This window comes from Rossellomorea sp. ABR4_004, assembly GCF_056159585.1.
On sequence record NZ_JBSWVM010000001.1, the window covers coordinates 620,892 to 647,426 of the forward strand.

Consider the following 26,535-nt stretch of genomic DNA (forward strand, 5'->3'; position numbering starts at 1 on the left):
GAAGGGCTAACCGATGATGGGTTAGCCCTTCTATCAATCTACTGTTCTCCGTTAAACCACTTTTCAGCCAGTTTATCCAATTCTCCATTTTCCTTGAGCTTTTTCAATGCATCGTTGAATTCGCTTGTAAGCTCACTATCCTTTGGAAGTGCAACGGCAGAACCGGCCTCTTCTTCGTTCACGTCCATTGTATTTCCTTGAAGTTCTTTATTTTTATCCAAATAACCATTTGCTACTGTATTTTCGATGATAATGGCATCAAAACGTCCATTTTGCAAATCCTGGATCAGCTCAGGAATACGGTCACGGGTCTCTACTTTTAATGGGATGGATGTGGAAAGTTCTTCTGCAGCATCCTGTTGGATGGAACCTAACTGAACCCCAACCGTTTTCCCATCAAGGTCTTTTTCGCTTTGAATTCCGCTCTCTTTAGTTGAGATGATCATATCTTTTGCGGTGTAGTAGACATCACTGAAGTCAACGTTCTTTTGTCGTTCCGGCGTAGGGGTCATAGCTGAAAGCACAAAGTCCACCTGGCCTGTTTTAAGCGCTGAAATTAATCCGCTGAACTCCATATCTTTGATCTCGATTTCATATCCAAGTTCATCTGCCAGCAAATGAGCCAAGTCAATGTCGTACCCGATAAATTCATCACTGTTTGCCGTATCGACATATTCGAATGGTTTATAGTCAGCCGACGTACCCATAATCAGTTTCTTTGATTCACCTGAAGCGGTTCCTGCATTCTCTTCTCCTGCACCACACGCAGCAAGAGTAGTAGAAACGATTAATACGAATATAAGAGATAATACCTTTTTCATTGTAATTCCTCCTCGATCAAAATGTATAAATATAATATATAATGTATATTAATTACTATATTCGTATTGTAGCAGAGATAAATATTTATGCAATAGTTTTAATAATTATAGATAAATGTTTATATTTTCTGAAAATTAAAGTGATTTTTATTAGGTTTTTTTAGTTAGAGGAAATAGAGAAGGATGAATATTATTCAAATAATATTCATTATTAGTGGAATTGAGCGTCGTCGAAACTTCTGGCTGTCACAATTGAGGTAAGTTTCACAAATAATTGAGAGGAATTGAGTATGGATCCGGTAAGAGGGATCATTTTAATTGCGTAATTTAGTAAAAAAAAGAATATATCAATTCCCAACTTCCAACCAACATAAAAAACCCGTCAAGCTTCTCACTCTACTTGTGAGAAACCTGACGGGCTATTTTCATCTTACTTACACTTCTTCACAATACTGATCGAAGTACGATTGAATTTTGTTCACAACCGACATTGGGTCATGACCTTCAATTTCATGTCTTTCTACCATTGTCAATAACTTACCGTCTTTTAATAGAGCAAATGACGGAGAAGATGGCGGATAGCCGGTAAAGTAGCTGCGCGCTTTCGCAGTGGCTTCTTTATCCTGGCCGGCGAAAACCGTTACCAATTGATCTGGTCGTTTATCATAATGAATGGAATGAGCTGCTGCTGGACGTGCAATTCCACCGGCGCAACCACAAACGGAGTTAATCATCACGAGTGTTGTACCTTCTTTAGCGAAAGCTTGATCTACTTCTTCTTCTGTTGTTAACTGAGCATAACCGGCTTGTTCAATTTCTTGTCGAGCCTGGCGAACAACATCATTCATAAATAAATTGAAATCTATATCCATGCTTGAACTCTCCTTTTAATCGCTGACTTAATCATTCTCCATAAGAGCAGGAATTTTGATGTACCCCTATCATAACAATTTCAAACCCTATGTTTCAATTAAAATTAACTAAACCCGTTAATGAATTGCACCCTTATATCGCTTTAGCAATTCTTCTACTGCCTGAGTAGTCGTGTAGTCCCCTTCCTTCACACGCCCTTCCATGTGTGGAAGGGCAGACTTTATATCCTTATGGAAAAAGAAATCTGACAAGACTCTTTCTTTCAACATCGTATGAAACCATTCCTGCTTTTGGAGAAGTCGCCTTTCTTCAAATACTCCCTGTTCTTTTGATTGCTTCTCAAACTGTTGAATCACATTCCACATCTCTTTTAATCCCTCATTTTTCAATGCAGAACAGGTATAAGCCTTTGAGCTCCAACCTTTAGTTGCGGGAGTCAAGAAGTGGAGGATTTGGTTCAGCTCTCTTCTTGTTTTCTCTGCGAGAGGTTTATTTTCTCCATCCGCTTTGTTGACAAGTAATGCATCGGCGAGCTCCATGATCCCCTTTTTCATTCCTTGAAGCTCGTCCCCGGCTCCAGTGATGACGAGCAGGAGGAAGAAATCCACCATTTGCCTCACCATCACTTCACTTTGACCGACTCCAACGGTTTCAATGATCATCAGATCATATCCGGCCGCTTCGCATAAGAGAAGTGTTTCACTGGTTTTCCGGTGTACTCCACCAAGTGTACCTGCAGTAGGGGAAGGTCTTACAAAAGCACGGGGGTTTTTCGATAATTGTTCCATCCTTGTTTTATCCCCCAGAATACTGCCACCAGAAATGGATGAGCTGGGATCAATTGCAAGGACGGCAACCCGGTGGCCCTGCTCACATAACATTTCCCCGAACGCTTCTATAAATGTACTTTTACCGGCTCCCGGCACACCTGTAATGCCGATCCGAAAGCTTTTTCCCGTATAGGGCAGGAGCTCCTGCAACAGTTCCTGTCCCTTGACATAATGCTGTTCTGCATTGCTTTCAATCAGCGTGATGGCCTTGGCCAAGGAGCTACGGTCACCATTCAAGACCCCGTCCTTTAAATCGGTAATCGATACAGAATCCTTTTTCTTCTTCACAAACCGCTTCTTTCGCCCTGATTCATGCTCTGCCATTATTCAGCCACTTCCTCATAGCCCAGCACTTCATAAATTTCTTTGATGACTTTTTGTGCAGCAACGGGAATGATCGTCCCTGGTCCAAAAACGGCAGAGGCTCCGTTATTCAATAGGAAGTCATAATCCTTAGCCGGAATCACTCCACCAATGACAACGAGAATGTCTTCTCTTCCTAATTTCTTTAGTTCTGCTACCAGTTGAGGCAAGAGTGTTTTATGTCCTGCGGCAAGTGAACTTACACCGATGACATGCACGTCATTTTCGACTGCTTGCAGAGCCGTTTCTTCCGGCGTCTGGAATAATGGTCCGATATCCACATCAAAGCCAAGGTCTGCGAACGCTGTGCTGATCACCTTAGCACCTCTGTCATGCCCGTCCTGTCCCATCTTTGCAATCAGGATACGCGGTCTTCTTCCTTCGTTTTCCAAGAATTCTTCTGTCATCTCTTTCACGACGTTGATTTCTTGTTCATTTGAAAAGTTCGAGCTGTACACCCCGCTTATACTCCGGATCGTTGCTTTATGTCGTCCTGATACTTTTTCAATGGCATCAGATATTTCTCCGAGTGTCGCCCGGGCTCTCGCTGCCTCTACCGCTTTTTCAAGGAGATTCCCTTCTCCTGTTTCTGCTACAAGCGACAATGCCTCGAGCGTTTCGGTTACTCTATTCTCATTTCGTTCTTCTTTAAGCATTTGAATTCGCTCAATTTGCTTTTGTCTTACAACTGTATTATCAATGTCCAGCGTTTCAATCGGATCTTCCTTGTCCAGGCGATACTTATTTACCCCGACTATCGCTTCATCCCCGGAATCAATCATTGCCTGTCTTCTTGCAGCCGCTTCCTCGATCCGCATCTTCGGCAATCCGGTTTCAATCGCCTTGGTCATGCCGCCAAGCTCTTCGATTTCTTCGATATGCTCCCAGGCCTTCTCCATCAACTGATCAGTCAAGGATTCAACATAATGTGAACCGGCCCATGGATCAATCACTTTCGTAATAGCGGTTTCCTCTTGAAGGTATAGCTGTGTGTTACGTGCGATCCGGGCAGAAAAGTCTGTCGGCAGGGCAATCGCTTCGTCCAATGCATTGGTATGAAGAGATTGCGTATGACCCATAGCAGCCGCATGCGCCTCAAGTAGTGTACGAATGACATTATTATACGGATCCTGCTCCGTTAAGCTCCATCCGGACGTTTGGGAGTGGGTTCTGAGCGCCAACGATTTCGGATTATCAGGACTGAATGTTTTCATCATTTTCGCCCAGATTCTCCTCGCCGCCCTCATTTTGGCCACTTCCATGAAATAATTCATGCCAATCGCCCAGAAGAATGAAAGTCTTGGTGCAAAGGAGTCGATATCGATCCCTGCCTGGAGACCTGTCCGCACATACTCAAGACCATCTGCCAGCGTATAAGCCAGCTCAATATCGGCAGGCGCTCCCGCTTCTTGCATATGATACCCGGAAATACTAATGCTATTAAACTTCGGCATATGTTTGGACGTATACTCAAAGATGTCTGCAATTATCTTCATGGATGTTTCAGGAGGATAAATATAGGTGTTCCGCACCATATACTCTTTTAAAATATCATTTTGAATCGTACCGGACAGCTTCTCCTGCGAAACGCCCTGTTCTTCTGCGGTGACGATATAAAAGGCAAGGATAGGCAGCACCGCTCCGTTCATCGTCATGGAAACAGACATTTGATCAAGAGGTATTCCATCAAACAGAATCTTCATATCCAGAATCGAATCGATGGCCACTCCCGCTTTTCCTACATCCCCTACCACCCGTGGATGATCGGAATCATAGCCACGATGAGTAGCTAAATCAAAAGCGACAGACAGACCTTTCTGCCCCATGCTTAAGTTTCTTCTATAAAAGGCATTGCTTTCTTCTGCTGTTGAAAATCCTGCATACTGCCTTACCGTCCAAGGACGATTCACATACATCGTCGGGTACGGTCCCCTTGTATAAGGTGCCAAGCCTGGGAGGTCTTCTCCATGGGATATATCCTTTGAGTCTTCTTCTGAATAAAGAGATTTAATGACGATCTTCTCATTTGTCTCATAGGTGCTGCCTGTTAGAGAACCATCATTCATTCTCGCTTCTTTCGAATAAGGGTTGATTTCTTGCCAATCAGGCTTTGTCATTGTCAGTTCCCTCCTCCCAGATGGTTAATAGCTCATCTACTTTTTTCAGTATGTTTTGCTTATTGTAAATGGATCCATTCAGTCCTAAACGAACCCACTCATGCTCATCAGGTATTTTCCCCGCTGCGTCAATCACAATGGTCGAATCAATATGATGAATCGACTCAATCAGCATAGGCAGTTTGTCTTGATATTCTTCCTCTGTTCCACAAACCACATAGTATGGATAACGGGTTTCTTCCACAAATTGAAGTATATCTTCCTTAGAGAAGCACTCTTTACTTTGATTTGCATGAATGCCACCCGTCGCTAAAAATCCTTTTACAAAATCAGCCCGAGGCTTATGGGTTTTTAGCTTTCCTAACCCTATTAAACCTGCCACCGGTTTACTTGTCAGCTCGTGTGTCCTTTCTCTTAATCTTTCAAAAGGAAGCGACAATCGCTCACCCACATTATTAGATGATGGAGTTTGAAATGTCTCCTCAAGATTTGAATAGATATTCGTCCCGATCATTGAGTTTTTTCTTGTGGCTAAATCATGAATACGTGACTCTCTCACTCTATTTATTTTTTCATGAATGGAACCATTTTTCAGACAGACAAAAATTCCCCCATCTCCATGGACCTGTTGAAATTCCTTCCATGCAAGCTTACCTACCTCTTCTGATAACCATTCCACATAATATGAACCGCCTCCAGGGTCGACCACTTTATCCAAATGAGCTTCTTCCCCAAGGATCAGTTGCGTATTCCGGGCAATTCTCTCAGAAAACGCGTTCACTTCCCCACTCACTTCATTGAATGGAGCAACAAGAAGATAATCCACCCCAGCAAGAATGGCAGAAAACGCTTCTCCTCCCCCGCGGAGCATATTGACATACGGATCGAGTGTGGATTTGTTCAACTGAGACGTTTCCGCACTGCAGCTGACCGAATGAGCGATCGCTTGTTCTGAAAGTCCATAAGACGATAATACTTCTTGCCACAATTTCTTAAAGGCTCTGATTTTGGCTATTTCCATAAAGAAATGGCTACCTACTGAAAAGTGAAAATGCATTTTTCCAGCAATCTTTTCTATAGTCCATCCTTTTTCCTGAAGTGTTTCAATATAAGCGACCCCTTCACTCAGGCCGTATGCCAATTCCTGCGTGGCACTTCCTCCACTATTATGATACTGGGCAGAATTAATGATTATGGTCTTCAGATTAGGCAGATGCTTATCTACATCTTTGACAACCTCCAACCAATCTTCAAACAACTCCCGATTTTCATTTATTGGATCAAAGCCCATTACACCTTTGATGTCCCTCAGTTCAGGAATTTCCATCATTCGCTGAATAGAGAGTGCTGTCTTTTTTTCAATGGAAAAGACAGGAGTCTCTAACTCAACGACTTCTTTTATAAATTGATGGAAGCCTTCTCTTATGTCTAAGTCACCTACTTGAAATGAAACACAGTTCTGCCCCCGGGATAATGCTTCCTTCATTGCAGAAGTGAGTTCCTCCCAAGAGCCCCTTTTGACCGGTTGAGCGATGAACCATTTTGGAGTCCTCTCCAATTTCCCTTGAACATTAGGGATATAAGCATTCACCCTATCCACTCCTGGTAAATCTTCTTTCGTGTATAACGGTTTAAGTTCAATATTTTCATAGGTTTTCGTATGTAAGGAACGAATCCCTTTCCCCTTTAACGCTATTTCAGCTGCTTCTTGCCATTCTGTAAGTGTTCGTCGACTGAATGATTGCTCTTTCATATCACTAAGCTTCATAGTACCCCTCTTTCGACCTGCATGATTGTAATCGTTTACATTTACATCTGAAGAATCTCACTTAACTAGCATGAATGCACATAGAACATTCGAAATGTTTATACTAATACTATTTTAGTATATAAAAGAAAACGTATTTCTTCAATCTCTCTGGTAAATGAATCAAAAAAGAAAGAAGAGTCGACGGGGTCGACTCTTCTTCCCTTAAGCTTTATTTCTTTGTATTGATATACAATTTACCTTCTGCACGTTTCGTTGTGACATTTCCATAATCATCGGAAATCTTCACTTCAATAAGTGCTCCAGGTGCCTTTACATTGGACGTGGCTGTATAATAACCGACGTAGTGACCTTCTGATGTTTCCATCATTGGAAGCTCATTTGCGTTTGTTACTTGGGATCGCGCATTTGTCAGTGGCATTTGGATGACGAATGTGGCATCTAAACCAGGCTCACTGTCAAATTCGATTTTAACCGATTCACCCTTCTTCAGCTCTTTATCTTCAGCAGGAAGAAGATTTTCAACAGCGATGTCACCAAATTTAGCAAAGACTGTCACTCTTTGTTTCTTCTTGTTTCCAGCTTTATCTTTCGCTACTACCTGGATGACATTTTCTCCTTCATTCAGAAGCAGTCTATGACTGAACTGTCCATCACTTACAGAAGCTTTCTCGCCGTTTACTTTTACCCAGGCGAGGTTTTCATCGACAATCGTTCCTTCTACCGTGATGGCTTCACGATTCGTTTTCATGCCTTCTTTCGGAGATGTGATGGCAAGCTCTGGCTTCACTTGATCAAGGGTGATGGTTACAGGCTCAGATGGTCCTGTCATCCCTTGCTCGGTTGCTGCTTTCGCTGTAATCGAATTCTCTCCATCTTGTAATGGAACATCCGCTGAGAAGGTACCATCTTCCATCGTTTCTGCTGTTGCCACTTCTTCGTCACCATTTAAGAGGTGGACGGTTGTGGTCGGGGCAGAAGTCCCTTCAACGGTAACCGACTCCTTATTTGTAAATGATCCATCTTTCGGTGATGTGATGACCGGTGCAGTGACTTCATAATTCACTGTTGCACGAATCATATAGTTCCCTTCCTCTTCTGGTGCTTGTGACCATGCACCTCCGACGAATTGCCAGCTTCTTGCGGCATATTCGCCATCTTCATCTGTCCCAAGTCCTGGTGCATTCGGATTTGGAGCTGATTGAATGTAAACCATGTAGAAATCTCCTTCTACCATGATGCCATGCTCGCTTAGATCTACATGTGTCCATTCCCCGTTACGTAAAGCAGTTCCATCAAACGGACCAGCTACTTTCTTACCAGGAGCGCCATCAGGACCAGATGCATCATAAACGGCAACTTGGAATTCTGTACCGCCTGGTACTGGCCATTCTGTATCCCAGAAGCGGAATAACCCACCTGTAACCAATGCAGTTTCATTTCCTTCTTCAAGAGACATTTTCACAGCCCATCCATTACCCGCATCATAGAATGCACGTGCGTTTTCAGCTGTTCCATCATCGTAACCAATTTCACCAGGATACCCGATGAAAGGCTCTAATGAAACATCGGCATTTGTGACTTCTCCACCTTCAACTGTTACGGTCATTTCCTTACTATAGTAGTAAGGTGCAACTACCTTAAGGGTGTACTCACCTTCATATGCCTCCAGTTCATATTCACCATTTTCATTCGTTTCTACCGGCTCCACAACAGCATCTTCAAGTACGAAGACAGTAGCTCCCTCAACCGGTTCTCCAGAAATTTCATTTGTGACTGTTCCCGTAATATTTCCTTGAGGAATTTCTTCAAGTGTAAAATTGGCGTTAGATGTTTGATCGGCTTCTATGGTTACACTTTGTGTTTCTGATCTGAATCCATAGGTTGATGCTTGCAGCGTAAACTCTCCGGCTGCATGAGTCATTTCATACGATCCATTGGCAGGGTTCGTATACACCGAACGTCCTGTTTCCAGCACGCTTACTTCCGCTTGCAGTGGAAGCAGCACTGGCCCTGGTACGTTTCCTTCTACCGGAGTTTCTTTGCTTACATGTTTAGCCATTTTGATTTTATTCGGATTTACACTCGGTTTCTTTGAAACGGATGATGACTTTTCATCCTTCGATTTCAATCCAAGGTTCATCTTTTTAGCTGGAAGAATCGATTCAGCACTTAGTTTCACATCGTCGACGTACCAGCCCTGTTTCACAACACTTCCATCTGATGTAACATTGAAAGCGATGTAGATTCGCTGACCAGCATATTGACTTAGATCCACTTCCCCGTCGATCCAGCCATCCGTATCCCCATTTACCCGAAGCGCCTGCGTCCACTCTTCACCGTCCGTGGAAACAAACACATGACCATAATCATAGTTTCTTTCTAGCTCATGCCACTGCTTGAATTGTAAGAAGCTATTTCCTTCAGGTAAATCAATCGGAGGCATTTGTAATGACATGTTGGCACTGTTGTCATACGTACCATCCAGACTTGTTGCATATACCTTTTCTCCTGAAGTGGCTGCTCCAGGACCATTTACCGGTACACCCCACTCCCAGCTGTTTCCTGGTCCATAAGAATTCCAGCCACTTGGAGAAGACTCAAAGTCCTGCTCATATCCGACTGTGATTCCCGGAAGAAGAGTGACAGAATAGGCATCCGTTTCTACTTCATTTCCGCCAAAGTCCATTGCGGACCATTTATACGTAACACTTTCTCCTGTCAGTGCTTCTCCAGGAATGGTAGCCTCATATGTTCCTGATGTATAGTCACCTGCAGATCTTGTTGCTTCAACAGATTCCCAAGCACCATCCTGATTTTGATAATGTAATGAAACATTTGTTACACTCACATTATCATTTGCTTCCGCTTGGAGTGGTAGATTCATTCCTTCAAATGCTTCACCAGGGGCTTCATGACTGATTACTGGAGCTTCAGAGTCATCCCCTTCTTTTGAAACTTGCCCTTCTACTTTTCCAATACCGCTCATCACGGATGAAACGGCATCGAATGCGTTAACCAAGCCATGACCATATCCATTATTAGGTGTTTCAGGGAAGGTACCGTCTGTCAATGGAACGGCCGTTGACATTAAGATTTCTTCCATTTCATCAACCGTCAAGCTTGCATCCACTTGTCTCAATAATGTTGCAACTGCAGAGACGTGAGGACCAGCCATTGATGTACCATTCCATCCGCCTTCGTAGTTACTTCCCGGTACTGAAGAGCGAATATTCACTCCCGGGGCGGAAATTTCAGGTTTAACTTCCTCGTATGGAGAAGGACCCTGTAGTGAGAAACTTCCAAGATTGTCATTAATATCCGTTGCGCCCGTTGCAAATGACTCAGGATAATTTGCAGGTGTTGCAATTGAACCCGGGCCACCTGGATTAAATAAGGTTGTATTACCAGCAGAGAACTCAGGGAATATTTCGGCCGCTCTCCATGCGTTCACCATATCCCGGTACCACTCATCAAGACCGGGACCGCCACCCCATGAGTTATTGACAACATCTGGAGCCATCTCCGGATGCGGGTTGCCCTCAGCATCCTTAGGAGCAAGAATCCATTCTCCCGCTTCTAACAAATCAACATCTGTTCCTCCATCTGCCGTGAATGCTTTTACAGCAATCCACTTTGCTCCCGGAGCGACGCCGATCTGATTGCTGCCGTCAGGTTCTGAACCAACCATTGTTCCTGTAACATGTGTACCGTGTCCTTGATCATCATAAGGTGCACTTTGCCCAGCTGTTGCATCAAACCAGCTGAATTCATGATCAGGGGCATCAGGATTTTGAGGGTCATATCCTCTGTATTTCCCCTGTAAAGCCGGATGATTCCATTGAACACCTGTATCAATCGATGCTACAACAGTTCCAGCTCCATCAATTCCCATATCCCAAACCGCCGGTGCACCGACTCTGTCAATATTCCATTCAATCGACGCCGGACTGTTTTGGACTTCTTTTTCTGCAACGCTAGCTGAATCTTCAACTTTTGCCGGTTGAATAAGCTGACGCGTTTCATTCGGCAAGATTTTCTCAACATCAGCAAAGGTTGAAATTTTATCCATTACCTCTTTTGTGGAAGTAACGGCCATTCCGTTTACAACGTAGAAGTCTTTTATTTCTTTTACTGCACCGGACTTCTTTTGTTTCGTTAAGTATTCTTTCACTTCTGCTTGAGATTCAAGGGCCGTGGCACGAAGCTCGGAAACGACCACATTTCGTTTCAGTAATTTTTTGCTGTTAGCAGACAGCTTCTGCTTTTTCGCTTTTTCAGCCGCCTTCTTAGCTACAGCCTTCGTATCAAGCTGCTCCTTGAACTTCACTAAGTATGTGACGTGCTTATCTTTCTTGAATTGATCATGTAGTTTCGATGTGATCTTTGATTGTGGACTTACCTTTGCGCTTTCGCTTGCCGAAGTGGATGGTTTTTCTTTAGCCAAAGCTGATTGTGAGGTATTCGCTGCCCCAGCATTGAATGGAAATAATAATGGGACAAACATTACTAAGGTGAGTACAATGGATAACCATCTTGCCTTTCGCTTTCTACCTGTCATCTAATTCCCTCCCAGTAATTTTTGATTCCTTCAGTAAACCCGACACCTCCCTGATTCACTACTTGGTAAAAAGTAGGTGTTGAACCAAAGATACCCAAATAACAATGTAAAATGTTGTAAAATTATGTCGGATTAAATCTGAATATTCGGAAATTAATAGAAAAGTCACCTTCTCGCATATTTCATGTATGCATATAGTCACACAGATAATATAACTACAGGAATATTTTGGATTTCGATGCACATCTCATAGGTTAAAAGGATGAAGCACCCCTACCATTTTGTATGAAGCAGGAAATAAATGAGAGAGAAGACTTAGGAGGATATTCAATCTTGAAAGCACTCGGAAAACGACCTATAAATAGTAAAATCATTATCGTCAGGATATTCTTCCAGTTATAATTTTCCTTTTTTTCCTGATTCCTTGGGCTTACCCTTTAGTTTTAATAATCCTTTCTATCCAGAAGCAAAAAAAAACAAGGACCAACCACCCAGGGTCAGTCCTTGTCACTAATTAATAGACAGATGTATTTTCTTTTGATGTATTTTCTAAGATTTCTTTCACCCGCTGCAAGAATCTTCCGCATACCAATCCGTCAAGAACACGGTGATCAAGTGACATACACAGGTTCACCATATCACGAACTGCGATCATCCCGTTGTTCATGACAACTGGACGCTTCACAATCGACTCCACTTGAAGAATCGCTGCTTGAGGATAATTAATGATACCCATCGATTGTACTGAACCAAATGAACCGGTATTGTTGACTGTAAATGTGCCTCCCTGCATATCTTGAGAAGTTAATTTACCACTGCGGACTTTTCCGGCAAGCTCAGTAATTTCTCTTGCAATTCCTTTGATCGTCTTTTCGTCTGCATTTTTGATCACAGGCACATATAGTGCATCATCTGTGGCCACTGCAATGGAAAGATTGATGTCTTTCTTTTGAACAATCTTGTCCCCTGCCCACATAGAGTTGATTTGCGGATACTCTTTAAGGGCTTGCGCTACAGCTTTCACAAAGAATGCGAAGAATGTCAGATTAAAACCTTCACGCTGCTTGAATTCCGTTTTTAGTGAGTTTCTATAATCAACAAGGTTTGTAACATCCACTTCCATCATCGTCCATGCGTGAGGAGCTTCATGCTTGCTGCGAACCATGTTGGATGCGATGGCTTTACGAATTCCCGAAACCGGGATTTCAATATCACCAGGTAAAACAGGAACGTTCGCTGCAGGTGCGGATTGCTTGGCCGGTTGTTGAACTGCTTGTTCTTTCACTGGCGCTTGCTGAGGCGCCGGAGCTTCAGCCATAGGCGCCGGAGCATCTCCTGCTTTTGGAATATTACCTGACTCAATGATCTTCTTGAGATCTTTACGAGTGATACGACCGCCGTTTCCAGTGCCTTCCACTTGATTCAGATCAATATCATGCTCTTGAGATAGCTTTAACACGGCAGGGGAATATCTTGCTTTATTCCCACTATCTTTACTTGGAGCCTTCGTTTTAGGTGCTGATTGAGGCGTTTCATCCGCTTCTTTCTTAGGCGCTTCTTTCGGAGTTTCTTCAACAGATGCAGAACCTTCACCTTCTACCTCAATCGAACAAATGATTTCTCCGACTTCAAGAGTGTCTCCTTCATCAGCAATCAAATCTTTAATGGTACCCGTAAAGGATGATGGTACCTCTGCGTTTACTTTATCCGTTTGAACTTCCGCAATCGGATCATATTTATTGACGGTATCACCAGGTGAAACCAACCATTTACTTATTGTACCTTCTGTAACACTTTCCCCTAGCTGAGGCATTTTCATATTTTCTATACCCAATGAGGAACCCTCCTTACTGTTGAGTTTAATTGGTTATTTTGATTAAAATTCTGCGAGTTCACGCATTGCTTTTTCTACTTTGTCCGGGTTAATCATAAAGTATTTTTCCATTGTTGGTGCATATGGCATTGAAGGAACGTCAGGACCGGCAAGACGTTTGATTGGAGCATCAAGCTCGAATAAACAATTTTCAGCGATAATTGCAGAAACCTCACCCATGATGCTTCCTTCTTTATTGTCTTCTGTCACGAGCAGAACCTTACCGGTTTTAGAAGCTGCTTCAATGATCGCTTCTTTATCTAATGGATAGATCGTACGTAAATCAAGGATGTGCGCCTCAATTCCGTCTTGGGCAAGCTTTTCTGCTGCTTGTAGGGCAAAGTGAACACACAAACCGTAAGTGATGACTGTGATGTCCTCCCCTTCGCGCTTCACGTCTGCTTTTCCGATTGGAAGAGTATAATCATCCTCAGGTACTTCTCCTTTAATTAGACGGTAAGCACGTTTGTGTTCGAAGAATAATACTGGATCTTCGTCACGGATCGCCGCTTTCAGCAAGCCTTTCACATCATAAGGAGTAGAAGGCATGACTATTTTCAATCCTGGCTGATTAGCGAAAACCGCCTCAACGGATTGAGAGTGATAAAGTGCTCCGTGAACTCCACCGCCGTATGGTGCACGAATAACCATCGGACAGGTCCAATCATTATTCGAACGATAACGAATACGTGATGCTTCAGAAATGATTTGGTTCACAGCAGGCATGATAAAATCAGCGAACTGCATTTCTGCAATCGGTCTCATACCATACATGGCAGCTCCGATTCCAACTCCTGCAATAGCTGATTCTGCAAGTGGTGTATCAAGGACACGATCTTCTCCAAATTGATCATACAATCCGTGAGTCGCTTTGAATACTCCACCTTTTTTCCCTACATCTTCTCCAAGAACAAATACTTTCTCATCACGTTCCATTTCTTCTCTAATGGCCATTGTTACGGCATCAATATATGAAATTACTGGCATAATTGAATTCCCCCTTACTTCTCTTCTGCATAAACATGCTTCATCGCTGATTCTGCTTCAGCATATGGAGCGTTTTCTGCATAATCCGTTGCTTCGTTCACGAGCTTCATAATGCGATCATTGATTTCTTTTTCAATGTCATCGTTCATAACGCCTGTCTCTTTCAGGTAAGCACCAAACGTGATGATTGGATCGTTTGTTTTCGCTTTTGCCACTTCGTCAGGAGAGCGATAGCTTCGATCATCATCATCAGAGGAGTGAGGAGTTAATCGATACGAAACTGTTTCAACAAGGGTCGGACCTTCCCCACGACGGCCACGATCCGCTGCTTCTTTGACCGCTTTATATACTTCGATTGGGTCATTTCCATCAACTGTGATTCCAGGCATTCCATAACCAATGGCACGATCGGACACTTTCTCACACGCTAATTGTTTTTCAATCGGAACTGAAATCGCATATTTGTTGTTTTCACACATGAAAATGACAGGAAGTTTATGTACACCTGCAAAGTTTGCGCCTTCATGGAAATCTCCCTGGTTGGAAGACCCCTCACCGAACGTCACAAACGTCACAACATCCTTCTTCTCCATTTTACCGGCTAGAGCGATACCAACTGCATGTGGCACTTGAGTGGTTACAGGAGATGAACCCGTTACGATATTATTTTTCTTTTGACCAAAGTGACCAGGCATTTGACGTCCACCTGAGTTTGGATCTTCTGCTTTTGCAAAACCTGATAGCATTAATTCCTGGGCGGTCATCCCGAATGTTAATACAACACCCATGTCACGATAGTACGGGAGTACATAATCCTTTTCACGGTCTAAAGCAAAGGCAGCACCAACTTGAGCCGCTTCTTGACCTTGACATGAAATAACAAATGGGATTTTACCCGAACGGTTCAGTAACCACATGCGCTCATCGATTTTTCTGGCAAGCAGCATTGTTTCATACATTTCTAATACTTTCTCATTGGAAAGTCCTAACTCTTCATGACGATTCTCTGCCATTTTATTTACCTCCTACACTATCTAATGGTTGGTAAGGTAGAGAAGATCTCTACCTTACCTATTTAAAATTAATTGTCTACTTGTAGCCCAAAAACAGTAGGCTACGCGTTTCTATGAGTGAATTGCCTTTCCATCTACAGCAAGTGCTGCCTCACCAATTGCTTCTGAAAGGGATGGATGAGGGTGGATTGTGTGCGCGATTTCCCATGGGGTTGCGTCTAATACTTTAGCAAGTCCCGCTTCTGAAATCATGTCGGTTACATGCGGACCAATCATGTGCACACCCAGAATGTCATCGGTATCTTTATCTGCAATGATCTTAACGAATCCATCCGATTCACCATAAACAAGTGCTTTACCGATCGCTCTGAAACTGAATTTTCCGGTCTTCAGGTTATATCCCTTTTCTTTCGCTTCCTGCTCTGTAATCCCTACGCTAGCAATTTCAGGATTACTATAGATGCATTTTGAAATGAGGGAATAGTCAATAGGATGAGGCTTTTCATTCGCCATATGTTCCACTGCTGTAATTCCTTCATGAGATGCAACATGAGCTAATTGAAGTCCACCGATGACATCTCCGATCGCGTAAATATGAGATTCCTTTGTTTGGAAGAAATCATTCACTTCAATAAAGCCTTTTTCCACTTTAATATCTGTGTTCTCTAAGCCAATGCCTTCGACGTTCGCTTGTCTGCCTACAGATACAAGGATTTTCTCTGCTGTAAAGGCTTTTTCTTCTCCTTTATGCTCAGCTTTAATGGTGACCTCTCCTTCTCCTTTTTCCAAGGATTCAGGAAGTACCTTTGCGCTTGTCACGATTTTGACGCCTTTTTTCTTCATTAAGCGCTGCATTTCTTTAGAAATCTCATGGTCCTCGGTTGGTACGATTTTATCAGCGTATTCCACCACGGTTACTTCTACATCAAAGTCAGAAAGCATGGAAGCCCACTCAATACCGATGACCCCTCCGCCGACGATGATGATCGATTTAGGAAGAGCTTCAAGTGAAAGCGCTTCATCAGATGATAATACGTATTCTCCATCAATATCAAGTCCCGGTAATGAACGAGGTCTGGAACCTGTTGCAATGATCACATTCTTAGGGATCAACATAGCATTATCTTCCCCATTGTTCATTTCAACCGAAATCGTCCCAGGCATCGGGGAGAAAATAGAAGGTCCTAAAATACGTCCAAGTCCTTCAAAGACATCGATCTTTCCTTGTTTCATCAAGTGTTGAACTCCTTTATGAAGCTGTTCAACGATCCCGTCTTTTCTAGATTGAACTTTTGTGAAATCTAACTCTACTCCATTGATTTTCACACCAAAATCTTCACTATGTTTAGCTGTAGCATATACTTCAGCACTGCGAAGAAGAGCTTTACTAGGTATACATCCTTTGTGTAAGCATGTCCCCCCCAGTTTTCCCTTTTCAACGATTGCTGTTTTTAATCCAAGTTGAGAAGCACGAATGGCGGCTACATAGCCACCTGTGCCTCCCCCTAGAACGACTAAATCATATTCTTCTGCCAATCTTGAGTCCTCCTTGCTCTTATACTCTTGCTTCTTCTTTTACATTTCCAGGGTACACCTTATAGTCTTCTTCACTTCGTAAGACCCTTAATGCCCCTTCCGCAAGAGCTTGCAGTTCATTTTCTCCTGGTTGAATCACGACATCTGCTATCCAATTGATTCGATTGCTTATCGCTTTTACAAACTCTTTACCGTAAGCAAGACCACCCGTTAACACGATGGCGTCTACTTTACCATTAAGGACGGCACTTGCTGACCCGATCTCTTTCGCAATTTGATACGCCATCGCATCGTAGACGGCTTTGGCATTTTCATCGCCATTTTCAATCATCTTCTCTACTTTTACCGCATCGTTTGTTCCAAGATAACCGACTAAGCCACCTTGACCAACGAGTTTTTTCATGATTTCATCACGGTAATAATCACCTGAGAAGCATAGGTCAACTAAATCACCCGCTGGAACAGTACCTGCTCTTTCAGGACTGAATGGGCCATCGCCATGTAAACCATTATTCACATCTACCACTTTCCCATTGCGGTGGGCACCGACGGTAATTCCACCACCCATATGAGTGATGATCAGGTTTAGGTCCTCATATTTCTTTCCGAGTTCCTTTGCGACTCTTCTTGCTACCGCTTTCTGATTTAACGCATGGAAAATACTCTTTCTTTCAATGAGTGAAAACCCTGAAACCCGGGCAAGTGGTTGTAGCTCGTCCACTACAACAGGGTCGACAATATAAGACGGAATGTTTAATCCAGAGGCAATTTCAAATGCCAGAATCCCACCAAGGTTTGAAGCATGCTGACCTGAGAACCCTTCTTTCAGATCCTTCAGCATGTCATCATTCACTAAGTAAGTGCCGCCTTCTATCGGTCTAAGAAGGCCACCACGGCCACAAACAGCACTTAGTTTTGAAATATTGATCCCTTCTTCATCTAACGTTTGAAGAATGGTATCCTTTCTGAATTCATACTGATCAATGATGGTTGGAAATTCATTAATCTTTTCTGTATCATGACGAATTGTCTTTTCGAAGATAGATCGATCATCATCGAAAACACCAATTTTGGTTGATGTCGATCCAGGGTTAATGACTAATATTCGATGTTTGTTTTCTTGCACTGTTGTTACCTCCATTTGGGTAGCTATTATTGTAATGTTTGTACGTAGAATTTTTCCCCTATGATAGATAACCCCTTAATCTGTTCGATTTCTGCATTAACAGGGAAGAAACGCTCTACTCTTGTTAGAGGTAAAGCGTTTTTTCTTCTAATTATCCACGTCTGCTTAAAATATGTTGACCGTTTTGTAAGAACTGGCTTCTTGAACGGCGCATTTTCTCGATTCTTTCTTCCGCCATACGATCAGCAGCTACGTAAGTTGGAACATTATCACGTTTAGCGATTTCAATAACCCGCTCAACGTTGTTGTACACTTGCTCCACTTTTTTCATCGCTCTTTCACTATTGTACCCGTATAATTCATCCGCTACGTTGATGACTCCACCTGCATTGATAACATAGTCAGGTGCATAAACGATACCCATTTCATGAATCGCGTCACCATGGCGGGTTTCTTTTAATTGGTTATTCGCAGCCCCTGCAATGACTTTTGCTTTTAGTTGAGGAATGGTTTCGTCGTTGATGATCGCTCCTAGAGCACATGGCGCAAAGATGTCACAGTCAACTCCATAAATTTCGTTGATATCAACAGCTTTTGCCCCGAATTCATCTACAGCACGCTGAACAGCTTCTTTATTGATATCTGTAACGATCAGATTTGCTCCTTCTTCGTGAAGATGGCGGCACATATTGTAGGCAACATTCCCGATTCCTTGAACGGCGATTGTTTTCCCTTCCAGTGAATCTGTTCCAAAGGCTTCTTTCGCTGCAGCTTTAATTCCACGGTATACTCCATAAGCCGTAACAGGAGATGGGTTACCAGAAGAACCAAAGGCTGGCGAAATACCTGTAACATAATCTGTTTCTTCATGAATCAAGTCCATATCAGCAACTGTAGTACCAACATCTTCTGCCGTAATATAACGACCGTTTAATCCTTGGATGTAGCGACCAAACGCACGGAACATTTCTTCATTCTTATCTTTGCGAGGGTCTCCGATGATAACTGTTTTCCCTCCACCTAAGTTAAGGCCGGCAGCTGCATTCTTGTACGTCATACCCTTTGCAAGACGGAGAGCATCTTCAATCGCTGCTTCTTCAGATTCATATGTCCACATACGAGTTCCTCCAAGTGCAGGTCCAAGAGTTGTATCATGAATCGCGATGATCGCTTTCAACCCTGATGCTTCATCTTGACAAAATACCAATTGCTCATAATCATATTGTTCCATATAGCTGAAAATTTTCATTTTTATTTCCCCCTAAAGTCTAATTATGTTTGATGTAAAAATTATTTATTGGAAGCAGAGCATATAGCCAGTGCCAGTGAGTATAATTTACTTTCTGCACTGTCTGCCCTGGATGTTAACACGATTGGTGCTTTTGCTCCCGCAATCACAGCCCCAACTTTCGCTTTCGCAAAGTAGATCAGGGACTTGTAAAGGGCATTACCCGTTTCGATATTCGGAACGAGCAGGATATCTGCTTGTCCTGCGACGTCACTTTCAATCCCTTTATGCTCCGCAGCATGCTGAGAAACTGCATTATCAAGTGCTAATGGTCCATCGACGGCACAATGACGAATCTGACCTCTTTGATTCATCATCGTAAGGGAAGCGGCATCCACTGTTGCCTGCATGGCCGGATTCACTACTTCCACCGCTGCTATCGGGGCAACTTTCGGATGGTTAACACCGATTGATCGGGCAACCCAAACGGCATTTTCAATAATTTGCGCTTTTTGCTGCAGGTCAGGTGCAATGTTCATAGCTGCATCCGTAATAAATGTCAATCTATCGAAACCAGCCACCTCAAAAGCTGCAACATGTGATAATACATTTCCTGTGCGGAGTCCCCACTCTTTATTTAACACTGCCTTTAAAATAACAGCAGTAGGAACATTCCCTTTCATTAAAGCACTTGCTTCATTTTCCTTTACAGCCTTCACAGCAAGTTCCGCTGCTTTCTGCGGAGAAAAAGCATGCTTGATTTTGATGTTGCCATGTGATCGAAGCTGTGGCGCAACCTCTTCTAAAAGAGAGATAATTTCTTCTTTATCACCAAACAATAAAAATTTGGCCATATTTTTTTCAACTGCCATTGCGACAGCCCCAAGGACTTCTTTATCTTCTGCAGCTGCAACCGCTACAGTAGAATTTTCTATCTGGGTTGCTTTTTCCACCAAAGATTGTAGATTCATGTATGTCGTTTCAACCCCTTTTTTCTGTTATTTTGCTCCCATTAAACTACATGCAAGAACCGTGCCAACTTTTAAAGTGTTGAAAACGCTTCATTTTCATACATTTGACCATGCAATTATTTTCACAGCATGCAAATTATTTCATGCTAGTTATTTCAATGTCATATTTTTCAATTTTGTAATATAAATTTCGCACTGAAACACTTAATGCTTTGGCTGCTGCTGTTTTGTTACCATTATTCTGCTCTAAAACCTTCTGAATTATATTTTTTTCATATTGTTCTACTTGGGTAGCCAAATCTTTGTGGATTCCTGGTGCATCAGCAGCAACTTCTATGACATGGCTCTTAGATGTATTCTCCAGTTGTGGTAAATGATTGCTATCTATCTTTACTTCGTTGTAGTTCATAAAGATAATCGCTCTTCCCAATACATTCTCGAGCTCTCTGACATTCCCCGGCCAATGGTAATTCATTAATTTATACATCGCTTCCTCTGTAACCCCTTCAACATTTCTACCGTAATCCTGGTTGATCTTGGTAATCAAGGTTTCTGAAATGAGCGGAATATCTGACTTACGATGCCGCAGAGGAGGTATTTGAATGGGCATTCGGTTGAGCCGGTAGTAAAGATCTTCTCTGAAAGATCCGTCGGCAATTCCTTTTTCCAAGTTTACGTTCGTAGCCGCGATGACCCGGACATTAATCTGAATGGATTTCGTCCCTCCAACTCGAACAATTTCGTTCTCCTGCAGGACCCTCAGTAACTTGGCTTGAGTGTTGGCGCTTAACTCTCCAATTTCATCCAGGAATATACTTCCATTATTGGCTTCTTCAAATAACCCTCGTTTACCTCCTCGCTTTGCTCCAGAAAAGGCACCTTCTTCATATCCGAATAATTCACTTTCCAATAGATTCTCCGATAATGCAGCACAATTGACCCGCAGGAATTTGTTGAACTTTCGATCACTCGCATTATGTATCGCATGTGCAAATAATTCTTTTCCCGTACCGGATTCTCCCCGAAGAAGAACAGTGGCAGGCGTTTTCGCCCCTAATTTAGCTTGTTCTACGGCAATCATCATTTCCTCTGAGTCCCCGATGATGTCCTCAAACATATACTTCGCTTCAAGGGTACGAATGATTCTTCTCGCACGATCTAACTCCTGGGTGAGTGACTGAATCTCAGACATATCATGGATGACACCGACACTACCCTTGAGCTTATTATTCACAATGATTGGGGCTACGTTAACGATAACCTCTTTACGTTTCGGACCAACCCGCATTCGTGTTCCCCTGATGGCTCTTCTTGTCTGCAGGACTTTCAAGTGAATACTCTCACCTTCGGAAATATCTGCAGTTGCCGGTTTTCCGATTACTTCTTCTTGGGTGAGTCCTGTAATTCTTGTGTAGGCAGGGTTTATCAGTATCCCTTTCCCCTCTTCGTCGACTACAGAAATTGCATCATCGCTGGAATGAATGATCGCTTCAAGCATGGTCTGGATTTCTTTGAGGTTCGTTATTTCCTCTGCAAGATTCACGACCTCCGTGATGTCTTTAAACACAGAAAAAGCACCGATTATTTCATCATTGTCAGTAATCATCGGAATACGATTGGAGATGATCTTCAGCCCATTATCTAACACCACTTCTTGATTGGTTTCAGTACGCCGTGTTTCCAACGTGGTAGTTAACTTACTCTCAGGAATCACATCAGAGATATGCATCCCGATAACGGCTTCCTGTTCCTTCCCAATCATCCGCTCTGCACTTTTATTATAGAGCATCACATTACCTTGATCATCGATCCCGACCATACCATCATCAGTCGAGTTAAATATAAGATCCCTTTTAAACGACTCACTTGTTAACTGATGGATGAGATCTTCCTTTTCTTCCAGAAGCTTCGAGATAAGAAAGGCGACACTGCCTGGAATAATGACTGTGTTCTTCCCCCGTTTATCTCTTATATTTTCAAACACTTTTTGTTCACCGGTCACTTCAATGACGATATCAACAGAATCATTCAGGAATTGTCGCCAATCAGTACCAACCGGTATCCCAAGTTCTTTAGCCAACAAAATACCTGAAGCGTTTTCATTTAGGTCTACAACTGCAATCACTTTCATGACGGAAGCTTCGTGGAGGATTCTTAATATGGCTGTCCCGCCTTTACCCCCACCGACAATTAGAACCTCTTGCAACATTTTTCACCCCGACTATCAATACCTGCAATTTTTTTCACAAACCTAATGTTACACTACTTTTCTAAACTTGACAATTTTCTAGTTGGAGTTAGAATTTTAGTATGGAAGCGAAAAAGGAGTTATGTACCTCATGGTCCGATTAATTGCCCTTATTATAATGTTGATTCCTGGCGCACTTGCTGCACTTGGGATTAAATTAATGAGAGATATGTTATTTGGTATTCTGCAGCCCCCCATTCCTTTTTTATGGCTGCAGTTCGTCATCGGATTGCTATTCTTTGTATGCGGTCTCGGTTTTATTGCGGGATTTGTTCTGCACCGTGACCGAAAACGGAATAAAGTACAGTCCCGATTCACCAAAAAAAGCTAGCGTAATTTTCTACGCTAGCTTTTTTTATGATTTCTTAACTTCAATGCTCTTTCAGGGAAGTCCGTCACGATTGCTGAACAGCCAATTCTCAGAAGTCTCTCCATCTGGTCTATCTTATTTACTGTATAAGGTCTGACAGCTATCCCGTTTTTCATGGCCTCCACAATGATCTTATCGGGTGCAGCCTTTAAATTGGGGTGTATCGCTTTCGCCCTGATGGACCTGGCATAAATCCATGGCATATATAGACCCGATGAGTAGAGCGGAGCAATTTCAACTGCGGGCTCCAATCGGTAACAGGCCACGATCGAATAGTGATTAAATGAAGAAATGATGATTCGATCCTCAAACCCAAACTCCCTAATCAATCCGATCACTTTTTCTTCCAAGCCCTGATAGTCCATGATGCTGTTTTTCAGCTCAATATTACAAATCATATTATTGCCGTTTAACCACTGAAATACCTCTCTCAATGAAGGCACACGATTTTTTTTAAATATTTTACTTTTAAATTTGAAATTTGCCTGCAGCTTTTGAATTTCCTTCAGCGTATAGTCTTTGACAAACCCTTTCCCATTAGTTGTGCGATCAACCGTTTCATCATGAATCACGACGATTTCTCCATCTTTTGTCAGCTGAACATCTAATTCAATCCCGTCCGCCCCTACTCTTTCAGCTTCAAAGAAAGCGTCCATCGTATTTTCCGGGTGAGTCCCGGCTGAGCCACGGTGTGCAAAGATTAGCGTCATGAGCGCACTCCCTTTTCTTAAGTTAATCTAACCCTGTATGTACATTCTATATCGAGCTTTATGAATGTTTGTCTATTCATAGTATATACTTATTTTAAATCTTCTCAAAGGATGAAACCTTTATAAAAAAATCCTGAGAATCTCAGGATTTTTTTGTTTCAATTCAACTAATTAAAACCAGCAGCATCTTCTTCTGCGGCGACGGTCTTCAATACCTCTTACATCGTCTCTGTCACAACGGCGTACAGCTCTGCAGAAATCCTCACCTCTAATAAAAGCTCTCACAGGAACTCTAAAGTCGTCTCTGTCTCTGTCAAAAGCACCAGCAACATCATCTCTATCACGGAAGCATCCCATTGTCTCACCTCCCTTTAGTTGATTTTGTATTACATTGTATCTTATGTAAGAATGGACAAGCCGTAAGGGCGTACTCCTACTTTTGAAAAAAGAGGCGATTTCTACATTAGAAAACACGGATATGTATAGATTTCTTCAAACCAAAAAACCCCACGAATCCACCTGGGCTCATAGGGTTTTAAATCGTTCTATTCAGTTAAGAAATGATCGTACTATTCCTTACCCTTTCATGAAGCCATATGTTCCAGACGAAGCTTATCAGCGACCATCGCAATGAACTCTGAGTTTGTCGGCTTTGCTTTCGACATACTCACTGTGTATCCAAATAATGAAGAAATGGAATCGATATTCCCTCTGCTCCACGCAACTTCAATCGCATGTCGAATGGCACGTTCTACTCTCGATGCTGTAGTGTTGTATTTTTTTGCAATATCAGGGTAAAGGACCTTTGTAATTGAACCAAGTAATTCGATATCGTTATAAACCATAGAAATCGCTTCTCTTAAATATAAGTAACCTTTAATATGTGCCGGAACGCCAATCTCGTGGATGATGCTTGTAATACTTGCATCTAAGTTTCTGGGTTTCTGCTCTGTATGCATTCTGGATGAGGAAGGTTTTTTGATGATTGGGTTTGATTTACCGCTTACTTGTCTAATGTGACTCACTAGATTTTCCATATCAAATGGCTTTAGGATAAAGTAAGAAGCTCCAAGGTCGACGGCTTTCTTCGTAACATCTTCTTGACCGAAAGCTGTCAGCATAATGACATTAGGAATGCTCTTCTTTTCACGAAGTCGTTCGAGCACAGCGAGCCCGTCCAAATGAGGCATAATAATATCCAATACCAGGACATCAGGATCAACTTCTTCTAACAAATCTAAACAATCTTGGCCATTATGAGCAATCCCTACTACTTCCATATCATTTTGTGAAGCAATGTAGTCTTCCAATAATGACGTAAGTTCACGGTTATCATCCACAACACATACTTTAATCGATTTCACTACAGGTTTCCTCCTCAATCCTAATTAATTCTTATCTGTAATTTTATTCTAAATTACTTTTTCGACAATGCAACCTAAATTCCTTTTATTTTTGAAAAAAACTTGAAAAATATTATATTTTCTTTGATTTTCTAAAGATTTCTTTATATTTCGACCCTATTCGATATTCACTCATCGTTTTGTCGAATATTCTTTATTTTAACAAGTTTAACGTGAGTTTGGCAAACCTTCCTTCCTTCCTTCCTTCCTTATTTTTTAAATTGTTCTTATTAATCATATCTCACACATACTCCTAATGGTTAAATTTTCAAAACCAATTGTTAAGATAAAAAAGAACCCTTATAAGCACCCACGATCGGGACTTTAGTAAGGGTTTTCCACTTTTAGCTTGCTCGGTCATGATTTTTCTTGTAAATATCGATTCCCGCTTCACTCAGCATCCATTCAATATGAACGCCATAGCCACTTGTAGGATCATTTACAAACACATGTGTGACGGCTCCGATGACCTTGCCATTTTGAATAATCGGACTTCCGCTCATTCCTTGGACAATTCCACCGGTTTTATCCAACAGCTTTGGATCTGTTACTTTCAAAACCATTCCTTTTGTTGCCGGATATTTCTGTGGGATGGTGCTGACGATTTCAATATCGTACATTTCTACATCTTTTCCATCCACTACAGTCAATATCTGGGCAGGTCCTTCTTTCACTTGGTGGGAAAGTGCGATGGGCATTGGTTTATCCATGAGATCGTTATCGATGGATTGATTTAATTCACCAAAAATCCCGAATGGACTATTCCTGGTAATATTTCCAATTACATTGCGATCAGAAGAAAAACGGGCTAGTTTTTCACCTGGTTTTCCGTCCGTCCCTTTTTGAATGGACGTTACTTCTGAATGAACAATTTCACCGTTTTCAACGACAATCGGTTTTTTTGTATCCATATCAGAAATGACATGGCCAAGCGCGCCATACTTCTTGGACTTCGGATCAAAGAACGTCATTGTTCCGATTCCAGCTGCAGAATCACGAATATACAACCCTAATTTATAGTTTTTTTCCCCTTTTTCTTTTAACGGGAGCAATTGAGTTTTTACGGTCTTCTGTTCACGTTTGATCACAACGTCTAAAGAACGGGATTCTTCTCCTGCCTTCTGAACAAAAGGAGCAACATCCGCAAGTTCTTCAATTTTGGTTCCGTTTATTTCTGTGATCATATCCCCTACTTGAATTCCGGCTTTTTCACCTGGAGACATCTTACCTGCATCTGTTTCAACCAGATGATGACCTACGACTAACACCCCGACAGTATTTAATTTCACCCCGATGGATTGACCACCCGGGATCACCTTGAAATCTTTCAGTACTTCTACATCGACTTTTTTAATGGGTAACCCAGCTAACTCAAATACCACTTCATCCTTGCCTACAGAACTTCCTTGGATTGAGAGCTGACCTTCCTCTTCTTTCAATTGAACATGTTGATTATCAGACGAACCCATCGTCGTAACGGATGCAGCCTTAGGGAGAGCAACTTGATCCCCTTCCATCACCCTTACAGAGTTCGGAGTATTGATAAACTGTTGAACCGGTTTGTAGAAACCAATAAGGCAAAGCGAAACAAGGAGAATTCCACCTATACATTTTCTTAACCAATCTAAACTCAATATATTCACTCTCCTCGCTTCTAATCCACACACACTAACTATTGGCTACAGTTTTAATTTTGCCTTTAACAGCCACATTTATAACTGGTAATCATGAAAAAAA

18 protein-coding genes are annotated in these 26,535 nt (G+C 42.2%); 1 reads left to right on the plus strand and 17 read right to left on the minus strand.

The window, feature by feature from the left end:
* Positions 1–38 precede the first annotated feature (38 nt).
* The 14 genes from ACXAF2_RS03460 to ACXAF2_RS03525 all read right to left on the minus strand — a co-directional run bounded on the left by ACXAF2_RS03460 (position 39) and on the right by ACXAF2_RS03525 (position 22,273).
* Entirely contained in the window at positions 39–821 is a 783-nt protein-coding gene (locus ACXAF2_RS03460) for a transporter substrate-binding domain-containing protein (protein ID WP_475137379.1), read from the minus strand.
* Positions 822–1,255: 434 nt separating this feature from the next.
* Complete coding sequence (locus ACXAF2_RS03465; protein WP_475137380.1) at positions 1,256–1,693, minus strand: BrxA/BrxB family bacilliredoxin; 438 nt, start codon at positions 1,691–1,693, stop codon at positions 1,256–1,258.
* 117 nt (positions 1,694–1,810) lie between these two features.
* A complete protein-coding gene (meaB, locus tag ACXAF2_RS03470; protein WP_475137381.1) occupies positions 1,811–2,848 on the minus strand; it encodes a methylmalonyl Co-A mutase-associated GTPase MeaB in 1,038 nt (345 codons plus the stop codon).
* Positions 2,848–4,953 carry a methylmalonyl-CoA mutase gene (scpA, locus tag ACXAF2_RS03475; RefSeq protein WP_475139087.1) on the minus strand — a complete coding sequence of 702 codons (2,106 nt, stop codon included), beginning with the start codon at positions 4,951–4,953 and terminating at the stop codon, positions 2,848–2,850. Before scpA ends, meaB begins: the two co-directional genes overlap by 1 nt.
* Positions 4,954–4,990: 37 nt before the next feature.
* Positions 4,991–6,772, minus strand: coding sequence for a methylmalonyl-CoA mutase family protein (locus ACXAF2_RS03480; RefSeq protein WP_475137382.1), 1,782 nt, complete (start codon positions 6,770–6,772; stop codon positions 4,991–4,993).
* A gap of 211 nt (positions 6,773–6,983) precedes the next feature.
* On the minus strand, positions 6,984–11,333 hold the full coding sequence (locus ACXAF2_RS03485; protein WP_475137383.1) for a S8 family serine peptidase: 4,350 nt from the start codon (positions 11,331–11,333) through the stop codon (positions 6,984–6,986).
* Between the two features lie 514 nt (positions 11,334–11,847).
* Positions 11,848–13,167, minus strand: coding sequence for a dihydrolipoamide acetyltransferase family protein (locus ACXAF2_RS03490; protein ID WP_475137384.1), 1,320 nt, complete (start codon positions 13,165–13,167; stop codon positions 11,848–11,850).
* A gap of 42 nt (positions 13,168–13,209) precedes the next feature.
* Positions 13,210–14,193 carry an alpha-ketoacid dehydrogenase subunit beta gene (locus ACXAF2_RS03495; protein ID WP_475137385.1) on the minus strand — a complete coding sequence of 328 codons (984 nt, stop codon included), beginning with the start codon at positions 14,191–14,193 and terminating at the stop codon, positions 13,210–13,212.
* Between the two features lie 14 nt (positions 14,194–14,207).
* Positions 14,208–15,206 (minus strand): thiamine pyrophosphate-dependent dehydrogenase E1 component subunit alpha, encoded by a 999-nt coding sequence (locus ACXAF2_RS03500; RefSeq protein ID WP_475137386.1) that lies wholly within the window; start codon positions 15,204–15,206, stop codon positions 14,208–14,210.
* A gap of 111 nt (positions 15,207–15,317) precedes the next feature.
* Positions 15,318–16,742 (minus strand): dihydrolipoyl dehydrogenase, encoded by a 1,425-nt coding sequence (gene lpdA, locus ACXAF2_RS03505; protein ID WP_475137387.1) that lies wholly within the window; start codon positions 16,740–16,742, stop codon positions 15,318–15,320.
* Positions 16,743–16,761: 19 nt separating this feature from the next.
* Positions 16,762–17,883, minus strand: coding sequence for a butyrate kinase (gene buk, locus ACXAF2_RS03510; protein ID WP_475137388.1), 1,122 nt, complete (start codon positions 17,881–17,883; stop codon positions 16,762–16,764).
* Positions 17,884–18,019: 136 nt separating this feature from the next.
* Positions 18,020–19,117 carry a branched-chain amino acid dehydrogenase gene (gene bcd, locus ACXAF2_RS03515; RefSeq protein ID WP_148969571.1) on the minus strand — a complete coding sequence of 366 codons (1,098 nt, stop codon included), beginning with the start codon at positions 19,115–19,117 and terminating at the stop codon, positions 18,020–18,022.
* A gap of 41 nt (positions 19,118–19,158) precedes the next feature.
* Positions 19,159–20,067, minus strand: a complete 909-nt coding sequence (gene yqiS, locus ACXAF2_RS03520; protein ID WP_475137389.1) for a phosphate butyryltransferase — start codon at positions 20,065–20,067, stop codon at positions 19,159–19,161.
* Between the two features lie 136 nt (positions 20,068–20,203).
* Positions 20,204–22,273 (minus strand): sigma 54-interacting transcriptional regulator, encoded by a 2,070-nt coding sequence (locus tag ACXAF2_RS03525; protein ID WP_475137390.1) that lies wholly within the window; start codon positions 22,271–22,273, stop codon positions 20,204–20,206.
* Between the two features lie 133 nt (positions 22,274–22,406).
* On the opposite strand from ACXAF2_RS03525, the gene ACXAF2_RS03530 reads away from it, so the two are divergent.
* Positions 22,407–22,646, plus strand: a complete 240-nt coding sequence (locus ACXAF2_RS03530) for a DUF2627 domain-containing protein (protein WP_475137391.1) — start codon at positions 22,407–22,409, stop codon at positions 22,644–22,646.
* Positions 22,647–22,660: 14 nt separating this feature from the next.
* Here ACXAF2_RS03530 and ACXAF2_RS03535 read toward each other — a convergent pair whose 3' ends face one another.
* From ACXAF2_RS03535 to spoIVB, 3 genes are all read right to left on the minus strand, one after another.
* A complete protein-coding gene (locus ACXAF2_RS03535) occupies positions 22,661–23,395 on the minus strand; it encodes a glycerophosphodiester phosphodiesterase (protein ID WP_475137392.1) in 735 nt (244 codons plus the stop codon).
* Positions 23,396–23,979: 584 nt separating this feature from the next.
* A complete protein-coding gene (gene spo0A / locus ACXAF2_RS03540) occupies positions 23,980–24,759 on the minus strand; it encodes a sporulation transcription factor Spo0A (RefSeq protein WP_044340055.1) in 780 nt (259 codons plus the stop codon).
* Positions 24,760–25,142: 383 nt separating this feature from the next.
* On the minus strand, positions 25,143–26,432 hold the full coding sequence (spoIVB, locus tag ACXAF2_RS03545; protein ID WP_148969576.1) for a SpoIVB peptidase: 1,290 nt from the start codon (positions 26,430–26,432) through the stop codon (positions 25,143–25,145).
* Positions 26,433–26,535: the final 103 nt, after the last annotated feature.

Coding starts and splice junctions, on each gene's coding strand:
- meaB (WP_475137381.1), bottom strand. CDS start 2,848: ATGGCAGAGCATGAATCAGGGCGAAAGAAGCGGTTTGTGAAGAAGAAA.
- buk (WP_475137388.1), bottom strand. CDS start 17,883: ATGGAGGTAACAACAGTGCAAGAAAACAAACATCGAATATTAGTCATT.
- ACXAF2_RS03485 (WP_475137383.1), bottom strand. CDS start 11,333: ATGACAGGTAGAAAGCGAAAGGCAAGATGGTTATCCATTGTACTCACC.
- ACXAF2_RS03530 (WP_475137391.1), top strand. CDS start 22,407: ATGGTCCGATTAATTGCCCTTATTATAATGTTGATTCCTGGCGCACTT.
- bcd (WP_148969571.1), bottom strand. CDS start 19,117: ATGAAAATTTTCAGCTATATGGAACAATATGATTATGAGCAATTGGTA.
- ACXAF2_RS03535 (WP_475137392.1), bottom strand. CDS start 23,395: ATGACGCTAATCTTTGCACACCGTGGCTCAGCCGGGACTCACCCGGAA.
- ACXAF2_RS03465 (WP_475137380.1), bottom strand. CDS start 1,693: ATGGATATAGATTTCAATTTATTTATGAATGATGTTGTTCGCCAGGCT.
- ACXAF2_RS03495 (WP_475137385.1), bottom strand. CDS start 14,193: ATGCCAGTAATTTCATATATTGATGCCGTAACAATGGCCATTAGAGAA.
- scpA (WP_475139087.1), bottom strand. CDS start 4,953: ATGAATGATGGTTCTCTAACAGGCAGCACCTATGAGACAAATGAGAAG.
- ACXAF2_RS03480 (WP_475137382.1), bottom strand. CDS start 6,772: ATGAAGCTTAGTGATATGAAAGAGCAATCATTCAGTCGACGAACACTT.
- yqiS (WP_475137389.1), bottom strand. CDS start 20,067: ATGAATCTACAATCTTTGGTGGAAAAAGCAACCCAGATAGAAAATTCT.
- ACXAF2_RS03500 (WP_475137386.1), bottom strand. CDS start 15,206: ATGGCAGAGAATCGTCATGAAGAGTTAGGACTTTCCAATGAGAAAGTA.
- ACXAF2_RS03460 (WP_475137379.1), bottom strand. CDS start 821: ATGAAAAAGGTATTATCTCTTATATTCGTATTAATCGTTTCTACTACT.